Consider the following 12,973-nt stretch of genomic DNA (forward strand, 5'->3'; position numbering starts at 1 on the left):
TCAGTCACAAGGTACGGAAGTTCAAACCGACCATGATGCGGCGGCCGGCATACGCATAGTCCAGCAGGTTGGGCGTGCCGTCGGCGAACGGCGTCGACATGCCCTGGCTGTTGGTGGTGGTCGCATTCCCGAGATTGCGGCCCTCGACGAAGATCTCCACGTTCGGCCGCAGCTTGTACGCGAGCTTGGCGTCGATGAAGCGGGTGGTGTCCTTGTAGTTCGGCGAACCCGGATTGTAGGGGAATTTGGTCAGCTGGACCCCGACGCCCGGATAATTCTGGATCGCGGCCTGCTGGGTGCAGCCGGCGATGCAGGTGAAGTACGAGGCCACCGCCTGCACCGCGACGCGCGCCGACAGGCGGCCGTCGTCGTACCACAGCGCCCAGTTGTACGAATACTTCGACTCGCGCTGCGGCGGCAGCGGGGCGCCGGTCAGCAGGTCGACCGCGTTTTCGCTGGTCGTGATGGAGCGCAGCTTCGTCACGTTGGCGTCGAACCCGGTGTAGCGCAGCGCCCAGGGCAGGAAGGTGAAGGCGGTCTTGGTGCCCAGTTCGAGGCCCTTGCGGGTCGTCGCGGCGCCGTTCATCCACATCGAATAGTTGAACGGGATGGTCGACAGGTCGGTGCCGGTGGCCGGGTCGACCAGCGGCGAGCCGGCGAACAGCGGCAGCTTGTTGACGCCCTGGCTCAGCGCGGGGCCGATGATGCCTTGCTGCCGGAAGACCGCGGCCGTGAACATCGTGTCCTTGTTCGGATACAGTTCGAGGCTCAGGTTCTGGTTGAGGTTCTTCTGGGCCTGCAGGGCGGGGTTGCCGAGGGTGCCGCTGCAACGCTGGGCCACTTCGCCATTGACGGCCAGCGTCTCGTCGTAGATGCAGGTGCCGGCCGGCAGCAGCTGCGTGATCGGCGGCCGCGCCACGGTGCGCGCGCGGCTGTAGCGCACCACCAGCTTGTCCGGGACCATCCACATTGCCAGGTTGTAGGTGGGCAGGAAGTCCGTGGTGCTGGCGTTGACCGCGGTGTTGCGGATGTACGTGTTGGTGACGGTGCCGCCCGGCGCGGTCGGGTTGAGCGGGTCGTAGGACGCGGTCGGCGTGATCGAGCTCAGTGTCATCATCCCGAGGCCGCTGACCCTGGTGCGCACGAAGCGGTACCCCAGGTTGCCGTCGATCTCCCAGCCGAACGGCAGGGCGCGATCGGTGAACGGGATGTGGTCGATGCCGAAGTCGCCCATGATGTAGAACGCCTGCGTGCGCTCCTTCAGCTTCTGCACCGGCTGGTCGTAGACCTTGCCGTCGTTGGCGGTGCAGTGCTTGACGCAGTCGTAATTGTTGTTCGGCGCGCCGATCAGGCCGAAGGCTTTCTCGACGTCGATCTGGGTCCAGTTGTCGAGCATGCCGGCCGGGCGTCCGCTGGCGCCGCTGAACAACTGCGTCGGCGTGGCCTTGCCGGTCAGGACCTGCGCCACGAGGTCCTGGAACTGCTGCGGCGTCAGTTGCGTCGTGCCGTTCAGCGCCAGGCGCGGGTCGGGGTTCGAGACATAGCCGTACTGGCACGGCTTGCCGCCGGGGCCCAGCGAGCCCGGGGTGTCCTGGCAGGCCTGGACCACGTCGCGGGCGATCGGGGTCGGGAGCACGATCGGCGCCTGGTAGCCGGCCTGGCCATAGGTGCCGTTCGCCGCCTGCAGCACGATGCCGCCGCTGTTGCCGTCGCCCGGATTCCAGTTGTCGACGCGGTTGTCGCGCAGGTTGAAGCCGGCCTTGAAGCGCTTGAAGAACGGGACCGATTCCGGCGTCGCCCAGCTGAGATCGAGCTTGGCGGTGCGTTCCTCGGTGGCGCGGATCTGCGGATTCCAGAACGCCTCGGTGCGCGGCGACGAAGAGCTCAGCAGCGGCTGCTGGGCGATCGTGTAGGCCGGCGCGGCGCGCGTGTTGAGGGGGCCGAGCGGCTGCGCGGCGGTGTTGCCGGTGGCCGGGAACACGCGCACGTACTGGGCCGGGTCGGACTGGTTGAAGCCGCTGCCGGGGAAGCTGTAGGTCCACAGGCCATTCGGCAGCACCGACATCGTGGTCGGGCCGTAGAAATTGGTGAAGCTGATGCGCTTCTGGGCGCGCTGGAAATCCGAGCGCGCGTCGCCGACGAAGAATTCCGCGGTCAGGCCGCCGTTGCGGTAGGTGCCGCCCAGCTGGAAGTATTTCGCCGTGATGTCGGCGACGTCGTGCAGCTGGTCGGTGGTCGCCTGGCCGTCGGTGATCTGGTAGGAGGTGAGGTGGTGGTTGGCGTCGCTGACGATCGAGCCGGGCACGATGTTGACGACGGTGCCCATCAGCGGATAGCCGTTGCTGCGGGTGGTCGGGGTGTCGTACAGGTAGTAGCCGGAGCCCGGCACCGCGTTGCGCACACCGGCCGCGGTGTCGTCGACGTAGGGCCGGCCGGTGAAGGCGGGGCTGATCGTCGTGCCGGTGTTGGCCAGCACGTTGCCGAGCGTGTAGGTGAGCTGCGACATGTCGTCGCGGCGGCGGTTGTAGCTGCCCTTGGCGTAGACGGTCAGGTGGTTGTCGACCTTGAAGTCGGCGCGCAGGTCCAGGTCCTGGCGCCTGTCGATCTCGCGCTTGACGAAGTAGCGCACATTCGACGGCGTGTAGTCGTTCCACTGGTTCAGGCAGGTGGCCAGCTCGTTGCCGCGCTGGGACTGTGCCGCGTTGCGGCTGTTGGACGCGATCGTGTTCAGTTGGGCGGCGGAGATGGCCGGGAAGGCGGCGTAGCAGTCGGCCTTGGTGCGCGCGGCCGCCGACTGGGTCAGCACCGACAGCGGCGTCGCCGAGTCGAAGAAGCCGCCGCCGGTCAGCGGCGACTGCAACAGCGGCTGCGCCACGCTGGCGTCGGCCCGGTTCAGCGTGGCTGGCAGGAAGCTGAAGGTCTTCTGCGGCGAATTGTCGAAGTCGGCCACGCGATAATAGCCCTGCAGCGCGCTGAACGCGTTCTGCTGCGAGTGCGACTCGTTCGCCAGCGTCGTCGACGAGGCGTTGAGCAGCAGGCCGAGGCGCCCGTCGAGGAATTTGTCCGCCAGGATCAGGTTCGCGTCCGGCTTCCATTGCTTGTTCAGCGAGGTTTGCGAGGCGGCCACGCGCACGGACGCGAAGGGCTTCTTGAAATCGAGGCCGGTGCGGGTCTTGATGATGATGCCGCCGCCCAGCGAGCCCTCGGTCATGTCGGCCGTCGAGCCCTTGACCACGTCCACGCTCTTGATCAGGTCGGACGACAGCTGGCGGAACTCGACGGCGCGGCCGCTGGCGCCGCTGGTGCCGCCCATGTCGGCGCCGCCGGCCGATTGCACGCCCTGGCCGTCGATCTCGACGCGGGTCAGGTCGGCCGAATTGCCGCGCACGGCGACGCTGACGCCCTCGCCGTAGTCGCCGCGGTCCAGCGCGATGCCGGACATGCGCGAGATCGCCTCGCCCACGTTCCGGTCCGGCAGAGAGCCGACGTCGTCGGCGACGATCGAATCGATCGCGGTCGCCGCGTTCTTCTTGCGGTCGATGCTCGACTGCTGCGAGGCGCGGGTCGCGCTCACGACGACCTGGGCGATTTTTTCGCCGCTGGCGCCATCCGCGGCCGGCGCCGGATTCTCCTGCGCCGCCGCGGCGCCGCCGACGATCAGCGACGCCAGGGCCAGCGCCACGGCGAGGCTCAGGCGCTTTGGCCGCAGCGGATATGACGGGTTCTCTCTCACGATAGGGTCTCCTTTGTAGGTATGCGTTTTTTCCGCGGCTTGCCATGTGTACGTTATATATTGCATACCGGCGCCGGCGGTCGGACATAGATTAAGCGAGGAGGCGGGCTGGACCGTTGTGAAACTCACCAAACAACATTGTGATTATTGGCAGACCAATTTAATGAATTGGTCGGTCCAGATTTTGCTCTGCTACCCTTTTGATGAGAAACTGGCTGGACCGGCCAGTTGCCCCACACCGACAACACGCAAGGAGACGCAGCAGCATGTCCACACCATTTCCATTCCGCTCGCCGCATGGGCATTTCGCCACCTCCGGCCGCATCGCCACCTCCGGCCGCATCGCCGGCGCCGTCCTGCTGGCCGCGCTCGCGGCCGGATGCCAGTCCGCGCCCGCCGCCCGGCCGCCAGGTTCGGACGAACCCTGGGTGGCCGACCTGGGCGACGGGCGCTACCGGAATCCGGTGCTGCATGCCGACTATTCGGACCCGGACGCGATCCGCGTCGGCGACACCTACTACCTGACCTCGTCGAGCTTCAACAGCGCGCCCGGGCTGCCGTTGCTGCAGTCGAAGGACCTGGTGAACTGGGAACTGGTCGGCCACGCGCTGCCGCACCTGGTGCCGGCCGAACGCTTCGCCGTGCCGCGCCTCGGCGACGGGGTGTGGGCGCCGTGCCTGCGCTGGCACGACGGTAAATTCTGGATCTTCTATCCGGACCCGGACCTCGGCATTTTCGTCACCACGGCCGAACGCTTCACGGGACCGTGGAGCGAGCCGCGCCTGCTCCTGCCCGGCAAGGGCATCATCGATCCGACGCCGCTGTGGGACGACGACGGCAAGGCCTACCTGCTGCACGGCTGGGCCAAGAGCCGCGCCGGCATCAACAACCTGCTGACCCTGCGCAGCATGGCGCCGGACGCCAGCCGGCTGCTCGACGACGCGGGCGCCACCATCATCGACGGCAACAAGCTGCCCGGCTACCGCACGCTGGAGGGCCCCAAGCTGTACAAGGAGAACGGCTGGTACTACGTGTTCGCGCCGGCCGGCGGGGTGGAGGAGGGCTGGCAGGCGGTGTTCCGCGCGCGCAGCATCCGCGGACCCTATGAAGTGAGGACCGTGATGGAGCAGGGCACGACGCCGATCAACGGCCCGCATCAGGGCGCATGGGTGCGGGCGCAGGACGGCAAGGACTGGTTCCTTCACTTCCAGGACAAGGGCGCGTACGGCCGCGTCGTGCACCTGCAGCCGATGCGCTGGGTGGACGGCTGGCCCGTGATCGGCGAGGACGGGCCGAAGCCCGGCACCGGCCAGCCCGTGCTCGTCCATGCCAAGCCGGTGCCCGGCGGCCCGGTCAGGGTGCCGCCGACCTCCGACGAATTCGACGGACCGGCGCTCGGCCTGCAATGGCAGTGGAACGCCAACAGCCAGGCCGGCTGGTATTCGCTGGCCGCGCGCCCGGGCCACCTGCGCCTGCTCACACAACCCGCGCCGGAGGCGGACTATGTGCGCGGCGCGCCGGCGCTCCTGCTGCAGAAGCTGCCGGCACCGGCCTTCGTCGTCAACACGCACGTGCGGCTGAATGGCGCGCGCGACGGCGACCGCGCGGGCCTGATCCTGGACGGCATGCAGTACGCCTGGCTGGGCCTGCGCCGGGCCGGCGCCGCGACGCAGCTGGTCTACACGACCTGCACGCCGGCCAAGGTGCGCTGCACGGAGTCGACCCGCGTCGTGCTGCCGTCCGCCCCCGCGGATCTCGACCTGCGCATGGAGATGCGCGAGGGCGGCGTGGCGCGCTTTTCGTACCGCACCGGCGGCACGGCCTTCGTGCCCGTTGCGGAGCCGTTCACCGCCAGCAAGGGGCGCTGGGTCGGGGCGCAGATGGGGCTCTTCAGTGTCGGGAGCCAGGCGGCGGGGGCGGGTGCGAGCCTGGACGTTGATTATTTTCGCGTCACCGCGCACTGAGGGAACGGTGTCGTTCCCGGACTGGGCGTTGGCCCTGCCGGGGACCCGATTACGTTACGTGGACGCGCCGGACTTGGGCCCCCGCCTGCGCGGGGGCGACGGTTCAGGGGGCGCGGGCCATCGTTTGTGCGGAACCATCCGGTCGCACCGGCCCCAATCACGCCGTCCAGGGGCGCGCGGGCCATCGTTTGTGCGGAACCATCCGGCCGCATCGGCCCCAATCGCGCCGTCCAGGGCGCGCGGGCCATCGTTTGACCGGAACCATCCGGCCGCATCGGCCCCAATCACGCCGTCATTCCCGCGCCGCCTGCGGATTCCAGCCTTTGCCCCCGCCGAATCCCGCGAACACGCGGGCGCGGCTCGAGAAGCGCGCGGCCTGCGCAGCGGTCAGCGCCTGCCCGCCGCTGCGGCCGGCGAGGTCGAGCGGCTGGCCCGCCATGTCCATGCTGTTGTATTCGAACCAGCCCGTGCCGCCACGTGGCTGGCCGCTCCAGCCTCGCGGCGAGATGTGGTCGTCGATACGGCAGTTGATGTAGCTGACGTTGTCCCAGCTGCTGCCCGGGCGCGCCAGGAAGCTCGCGCCGGCCGGGGCGTCGTTGCCGGCCGGGCCGGGGCCGTGCGTGATGCGGCTGTCGAGGAAGACGAAGCCCGGGTCGGCCTGCGCCGGCGTGCGCGCCTGGACGATGTAGCCGCCCTTCGCGGCGGCGGCGCTGTTGCCGACCGTGCGGATCTCGCTGTCCTCGAACAGCGAGGCGGGGCTGTAGCCCCAGATGAAATCGACGTTCCCTTCGATCAGGCTGCGGTAGAACCACGTATAGCCCCGTACGAGAATCGTGTCCTGCTCGCTCGCGAAGCGCGCATCGGTGGCGACGAGGCGCCCGTCGCTCGCGAAATTCAGCGCCTCGGCCTGGCCGCCGGTCGTCCTCGCGAGCCACGTCGTGTTGACGACGCCGAGATGGTCGAGCGTGACCAGGTCGGCGTCCTCGATCAGGAAGACCGAGCGGCCGCCGTTCGTCCCCGGCGCCAGCGCATCCTGGCTGGCGCCCGCGCCCGGATTCTGGCCGTCGCTGTTCTCGGCCGCGATCACGCTGGCGTCGCGGCCGGCGCCGCGCAAGGTGACGTTGTCCTTGCCGCGCAGGTACAGCAGGCCGTCGTAGCGGCCGGCGGCGACGTGGATCGTCACCGGCGCCGCGCGCGGCACGTTGCGCATGACGTGGTCGAGGGCGCCCTGCACGGTGCGGAAATCGGCCGGGCCGTCGTCGTCGACGGTCAGGTCGCGCGCCGTGGGCATGCGTGCGCGCGTGGTGAAACGCCAGAGCGCGGCCTTGCCGATGCCGTCGAACGGCTGCCCCGCGAGACGCGCGCCCGGGAACGCGCCGGTATCCACCAGCACGTAGTATTCGGTGCCGTAGGCGAGCCGCGCGTCGTGCGGCCGGATCGTCACGTCGCGCCCGTCGATGCGGACCGGGTCGTAGCGGACCACGCGCCGGCGGCCGTCGGCGCTCGTGCCGATGGCGTCGACGTCGCCGTCGAGGCGCAGCACGTCGACCAGCGCGTCGTCGGCCGCGCGGAAGATACGCACCGAGGCGCCGGGCCCGGGCTTCGGCGCGGCGTCGAAGCGCAGGCGCAGCGGCGTGTCGACCTGGACATCGGCCGCGCCGGCCGCCGGCATCGCCTTGCCTTGCAGGTCGTACACCCGATCGGACGTGGCGAAGGCCGGCCCGACCCGGACCGCGAGCGTCGCGGCGGCGTTGTTGTCCGCGGCGCTCGCCACGGTGATGGTGGCGGCGCCGGCGCGCTTCGGCGTGATCACGACGGCGTCGCCGTCCATGCTCGCCGTGGCGATGTCCGGCGCGCTCGACGCGACGGCAAACGGCAGCGTGCCGTCGCTCGCGCTCGCGCTCGAGCCCGCGTCCGTGCCCGTGTTGGCGCTCGCGCCCGCGCTCGCACGCACGAGGTAGCGCTGCGGCGCGTCGCCGGCCTGCAGGTCGAGCCGGCCGGACATGCGCACGAGGCCCACGCGCACCGGCGCGACGCGCGCGTCGCCTACGCGCAGGTCGTCCAGTTCGAAGTCCCCGTCCCGCGCCAGCACGCCCACGCGCGCGGGCGGCAGCGACGGTTCGTCGACGCCGTTGATGCGGTTGCCGTCGACGTACATCGCCAGGGCCGTGCCGTCGACGTCCAGGCGCAGCGTGGTGAAGGCGTCCGGCGCGTCGACCCGCGTGCCGCCCTGCTTGAGCCGCGTGATCCGGCCGTCCCGCATGCGCACGATGTCGATCGCGAGCCGCTTGCCGTCCGGCGTGGTGGCGAGCGCCAGACCGAGCCAGTTGCGTTCGTCGGCATAGCGCGCGATCAGGTAGGCGTGCCGCGGCGCGGCGTCCGGGCCGGCCGGACGCAGGCGCGCTTCGACGAAATAGGGCCCGGCGGGTGGGGCCGCGGGCAGCAGCAGCGGGCGGCCGTCGCCGCGCAACAGCAGCACGTGGTTGGCGCTGCCCGGCTGCGGGCGCGGTTGCGGCGCGCTGCCGTCGGCGGCGCGCAGGCGCGTGCCGTGTTCGAAGTCTTCGCAGGCGAGGGCGCCGTTCGGGCAAGCGGCGGCGCACGCGATCCGGGCGCAGAGTGCGATGCCGGCGAGGAGGGCGGTTCGATGTCGTTTCATGGAGTGACTGGGGGTTCGGTGGCGGGATGCCGGCCAGGCCGGCGGCACCGGAGGATGCTAACAAACCGCCGGCGCTGCTGCGGCGGCGGGCATCGTGTTTTCCCAAGAATCGCTATGGCGTCTGGTCCTTTTCATAATGGCCGCCCTGCTAGCATCTGGCCGGCCACGATGACTGGAGACCATGACATGACGTTTCACCCCGCCGGCGCGGCGCGCCGCCTTTTCGCATGCGCACTCGTTACGCTGGCGGGCGCCGCCTGCGCGCAGGCGCCGGCCGTGGCCGAACAGCGGGCGGCGCGGCAGGTGTCGCAGATGACCCTGGAAGAAAAGGCCGCACAGATCCAGCACCGCGCCCCCGCCATCCCGCGCCTGGGCATCCCGGCCTACAACTGGTGGAACGAGGGCCTGCACGGCGTGGCGCGCACCGGCGAGGCGACCGTGTTCCCGCAGGCGATCGGCATGGCGGCAACGTGGGACACGCGGCTCGTGCGCGAGATCGCGGACACGACGGCAACCGAATTCCGCGCCAAGTACGCGGCGCGGCGCCGCCCCGACGGCAGCCTGGCGGCCGGTCCGGGGCTGACCGTATGGTCGCCGAACGTGAACATCTTCCGTGATCCGCGCTGGGGCCGCGGCCAGGAAACCTGGGGCGAGGACCCGTTCCTGACGGCGCGCATGGGCGTCGCGTTCATCCGCGGCCTGCAGGGCGACGACCCCGAGCATCCCAAGACGGTGGCGACGGTCAAGCATTTCGCGGTGCACAGCGGGCCGGAATCGAACCGCCACCGCGAGGACGTGCACCCGTCGCCGCACGACGTCGTCGACACCTACCTGCCGGCCTTCCATGCGGCCGTCGTCGAGGCGAAGTCGCAGGCCGTCATGTGCGCCTACAACGCGATCGACGGCGTGCCCGCCTGTGCCAACGCGCACTACCTGAAGGACGTGCTGCGCGGCGACTGGAAATTCGACGGCCACGTCGTGTCGGACTGCGCCGCCATCGCCGACATCCACCAGGCGAAATCCCACGGCTACGTCGCGACGCCGGAACAGGCGGCCGCCGCGGCGCTGAAGGCCGGCACCGATCTGTTCTGCTCCGCCGGCGCGCGCGACACGGCCGATCCGGCGGTGACGGTCAAGGCGGTCCGCGCCGGCCTGGTCGCGGAGCGCGATCTCGACGCGGCCGTGCGCCGCCTGATGGTGGCCCGCGCGCGCCTCGGCCTGCTGGATGGGCCGGACGCGGGGCCGTACGCAGGCATCACCGCCAGCGACTTCGACACGCCGGCGCACCGGGCGCTGTCGCTCCGGGCGGCGCGCGCGTCGATGGTGCTGCTGAAGAACGACGGCGTGCTGCCGTTCAAACCTGCGCCCCGGCGCATCCTCGTCGTCGGTCCGAACGCGGACAGCGTCGATCCGCTGGTCGGCAACTACAACGGCACGCCATCGCAGCCGGTCACCGTCTATGCGGGCATCAAGGCCCGTTTCGCCCGGTGGCAGGTCACGTTCGTCGAAGGCACGGGCTGGGTCGGGCCGCCGCTGGAAGACGTGCCAGACGCGCTGCTGTGCCAGGACGCGGCCTGCGCGCAGCCCGGGCTGAAGGTCGAGGAATACGGGAACACCAAGCTGGCCGGCGCGCCGTCCGCCGTGCGCAGCGATGCCAATGCGCGGGTCGCATGGGGCACGCCCGCGCGTGCGGAGCGGGCGACGTCGATCCGCTGGACCGGCTACCTCCGTCCGCGCGACAGCGGCGCCTACCGCTTCCGCTATTCGGGCGAAAGCGGTTATCGGATCGATGTGGACGACAAGCAGGTGGCGGACGTGTGGGACATCGCGTGGCCGACCTCCGACACCGACGTCCGGCTGGACGCCGGCCAGGTCTACAAGATCCGCGTCGAGGCGATGCAGACGGGCTCGCGCGGCGACCACCGGCTGCAGTGGAGCCGCCCGAGCGCCAGCGACGATCGCGCGCTCGCGGCCGCACGCGACGCCGACGTGATCGTGTTCGTCGCCGGGCTGACCGCGCGCTTCGAAGGCGAGGCGATGAGCGTCAAGGCGCCCGGCTTCGCGGGCGGCGACCGCACCACGCTGGACCTGCCGGCGCCGCAGCAAAAGCTGCTCGAGCGCCTGCATGCGACCGGCAAGCCGGTGGTGCTGGTGCTGATGAACGGCAGCGCGCTGAGCGTGAACTGGGCGGACGCCCATCTTCCCGCCATCGTCGAGGCCTGGTATCCGGGCGGGGAGGGCGGCCAGGCCGTGGCCGAACTGCTGGCCGGCGACTTCAGTCCGGCCGGGCGGCTGCCGGTGACGTTCTACCGGTCCGTGGACCAGTTGCCGCCGTTCGGCGACTACGGCATGAAGGGGCGGACCTACCGCTATTTCGGCGGCGCGCCGCTGTACCCGTTCGGCTATGGCCTGAGCTATACATCGTTCGCCTACGGGCGGCCGGTGGTCGCGAGGCGGTCGATCCGGGCGGGCGACGCCGTCGACGTGACCGTCGCCGTGCGCAACAGCGGCAGCCGCGACGGCGACGAAGTCGTGCAGCTGTACGTGGCGCGCCAGGCCGACGGCGCCCCGATCCGGGCCCTCAGGCACTTCCGGCGCGTGCATTTGCGAGCGGACGAAACTCGTGACGTCACCTTCCGCGTGGATGCCCGGGACATGAGCATCGTCGACGCCGCGGGCCGGCGCGTGGTGCCGCCGGGGATGGTGGACCTGTGGATCGGCGGCGGCCAGCCCGGCGGCGCGAGGCCGGCGGCGGGGGCCGGGGCGCGGATCGCCGTCAGCGGCCAAAAGGTGGTACCGCCTTTCTGAACACCGCCGCGTCGTATGTCTCCTGTTCTGCCTCCGGGGGAGGCAGATTCGGCCCGCTGCCCAGCGGGCCTTTTTTGTAGGGCGGGCACGGCGTGCCCACCCTACGTAAATACCGTCAAATGCCCGCGTGCCCCGGCCGAAAATAACGCGAAATATTTTAGGGAAAAGCCGTTTTCTCTCGTCCATACTATTGGGACACGAGAAAAGACATGAACCAAGACACTATCAACTGGCTGACGGTGCACCTGCTGCCCTTCGAAGCCGAGTTTCGCCTCAGATTGCGGCGCGTCTGCACGAGTGCGGCCGACGTGGACGACGTGATTCAGGAGGTCTACTGCAAGGTGATGCAGATGGACGCCGTCACGCACGTCAAGGATCCGCGCGGCTACTTCGTGCAGATCGCGAAGAACCTCATCACCGACCGGCTCCGGCGCGACGCCGTCGTGAATATCGACATCATGGCCAACCTGGGCGAGCTGGATGTCCAGGACGACATGCCCGGCCCCGAGCGGATCGTGTTCGGCCGCGCCGAACTGCGCTGGGTGATGGGATTGATCGGCAAACTGCCGGACCGGTGCCGCGAAGTGTTCCGCGCGCGGCGGATCTACGGCCTGTCGCTGAAGGAGACGGCGGATTCGCTGGGCGTCACGGAAAAGGCGGTCGAATACGAATCGGCCAAGGGAATGGAGTTGATCTCCGAGATGATGAAAAGGCAGGGCGCCCACGACATACCGCCCAGCATGAAGGTGCGCAAGATTAACAAGGCGGGAAAGACCAATGTCAGCGATCGATAATCAGGCCCTTGCATGGCTGCGGATCCAGTCGGAACGGGCGCTCGACGCGGACGAGCGGGCGCAATTCGACGCCTGGCTGGCGGAAGACACCCGGCACGAGGGCGCGTATGTGCGCGCGACCGTCATCAACAATGCGATCGCGCAGGCGGTGGCGCAGCACGACCTGTATCCGGGCGAGGACCGCTATGCGTTGCGCTCCGATGCATCCGAACCGGCAGGCGCCAACCGGCGCGCCCTGCTCAAGTACGGGGCGTGGGCGGCCGGCGTGGGCCTGTTCGGCGTGGGCGTCTCGCTGAACGTGGCGGAGCGCCGCACCACCTTGTCGACGTCCCGCGGCGAATTCCGGCGGGTCGCGCTGGCGGATACGTCGGTGGCCAGCATCAACAGCAGTAGCCGGCTGGAAGTCAGGCTGACCAGCGAAAAACGCCAGATCACGCTCGTCAAGGGCGAGGCCTGGTTCGAGGTCGCGAAGGACAAGACGAAGCCGTTCGTCGTGGAAGCGGGCGACGTGCGGGTGCGCGCGGTCGGCACCGCATTCGGCGTGCGCCGTTTCAAGGACGGCGCCGAGGTTCTCGTCACGGAAGGGACGGTCGAGGTGTGGACCGGTAACGCCAAGGCGCTGTTGACCGCCGGCCAACGCAGCTTCGTTCCGTACAGGACGGCCCAGATCACCGTCGCGCGGCAGCCGCAGGAGATCCAGAGAAAACTGGCATGGAGGGAGGGGAAGTTGATATTCACGCGGCAAACCCTCGGCGAGGCGGTCGCCGATTTCAACCGGTACAGCGCCAAGAAGATCATCATTTCCGACCCCGCGCTGGAGGGCAAGCGCATCTTCGGGCAGTACCAGATCGACGCGGCCGAGCAGTTCGCGAAGGATATCGGCGCGTATCTCAACGTGCCGATCGAAGTCAGTATCGAAAGCATCGTCATCGGCGCCAAGGATGGCCCCAAGAAGAACAGCATCTGATCGCCCCGACAATTCTTATAACGCCTGGCCAAAAAATTCAGGGATTTTCAC

General features: G+C 69.4%; 6 protein-coding genes. 4 read left to right on the forward strand and 2 right to left on the reverse strand.

The features are described from left to right. Positions 1 to 4: 4 nt before the first annotated feature. Positions 5 to 3,733 carry a TonB-dependent receptor gene (locus tag U9J41_RS25335; RefSeq protein ID WP_322404945.1) on the reverse strand — a complete coding sequence of 1,243 codons (3,729 nt, stop codon included), beginning with the start codon at positions 3,731 to 3,733 and terminating at the stop codon, positions 5 to 7. A gap of 266 nt (positions 3,734 to 3,999) precedes the next feature. Here U9J41_RS25335 and U9J41_RS25340 point away from each other — a divergent pair, with 266 nt between their 5' ends. Next, the gene (locus tag U9J41_RS25340; protein WP_322404946.1) at positions 4,000 to 5,697 is read left to right on the forward strand and encodes a glycoside hydrolase family 43 protein; all 1,698 of its coding nucleotides are present in this window, start codon (positions 4,000 to 4,002) and stop codon (positions 5,695 to 5,697) included. A 292-nt stretch (positions 5,698 to 5,989) separates the two neighbouring features. On the opposite strand, the gene U9J41_RS25345 is transcribed toward U9J41_RS25340, so the two are convergent. Beyond that, positions 5,990 to 8,353 (reverse strand): pectinesterase family protein, encoded by a 2,364-nt coding sequence (locus U9J41_RS25345; protein ID WP_322404947.1) that lies wholly within the window; start codon positions 8,351 to 8,353, stop codon positions 5,990 to 5,992. 186 nt (positions 8,354 to 8,539) lie between these two features. Here U9J41_RS25345 and U9J41_RS25350 point away from each other — a divergent pair, with 186 nt between their 5' ends. The 3 genes from U9J41_RS25350 to U9J41_RS25360 all read left to right on the forward strand — a co-directional run bounded on the left by U9J41_RS25350 (position 8,540) and on the right by U9J41_RS25360 (position 12,922). Beyond that, on the forward strand, positions 8,540 to 11,161 hold the full coding sequence (locus U9J41_RS25350) for a glycoside hydrolase family 3 C-terminal domain-containing protein (protein WP_322404948.1): 2,622 nt from the start codon (positions 8,540 to 8,542) through the stop codon (positions 11,159 to 11,161). Between the two features lie 209 nt (positions 11,162 to 11,370). Then, positions 11,371 to 11,955, forward strand: coding sequence for an RNA polymerase sigma factor (locus U9J41_RS25355; RefSeq protein WP_322404949.1), 585 nt, complete (start codon positions 11,371 to 11,373; stop codon positions 11,953 to 11,955). After that, positions 11,939 to 12,922 (forward strand): FecR family protein, encoded by a 984-nt coding sequence (locus tag U9J41_RS25360; protein ID WP_322404950.1) that lies wholly within the window; start codon positions 11,939 to 11,941, stop codon positions 12,920 to 12,922. Before U9J41_RS25355 ends, U9J41_RS25360 begins: the two co-directional genes overlap by 17 nt. Positions 12,923 to 12,973 lie beyond the last annotated feature (51 nt).

The sequence above is a fragment of the Massilia luteola genome, assembly GCF_034420155.1.
Lineage (GTDB): Bacteria > Pseudomonadota > Gammaproteobacteria > Burkholderiales > Burkholderiaceae_D > Telluria > Telluria luteola.

Excerpts from the sequence above, each read along its gene's own strand:
- U9J41_RS25345 (WP_322404947.1), bottom strand. The coding sequence starts at position 8,353 with ATGAAACGACATCGAACCGCCCTCCTCGCCGGCATCGCACTCTGCGCC.
- U9J41_RS25360 (WP_322404950.1), top strand. The coding sequence starts at position 11,939 with ATGTCAGCGATCGATAATCAGGCCCTTGCATGGCTGCGGATCCAGTCG.
- U9J41_RS25355 (WP_322404949.1), top strand. The coding sequence starts at position 11,371 with ATGAACCAAGACACTATCAACTGGCTGACGGTGCACCTGCTGCCCTTC.
- U9J41_RS25340 (WP_322404946.1), top strand. The coding sequence starts at position 4,000 with ATGTCCACACCATTTCCATTCCGCTCGCCGCATGGGCATTTCGCCACC.
- U9J41_RS25350 (WP_322404948.1), top strand. The coding sequence starts at position 8,540 with ATGACGTTTCACCCCGCCGGCGCGGCGCGCCGCCTTTTCGCATGCGCA.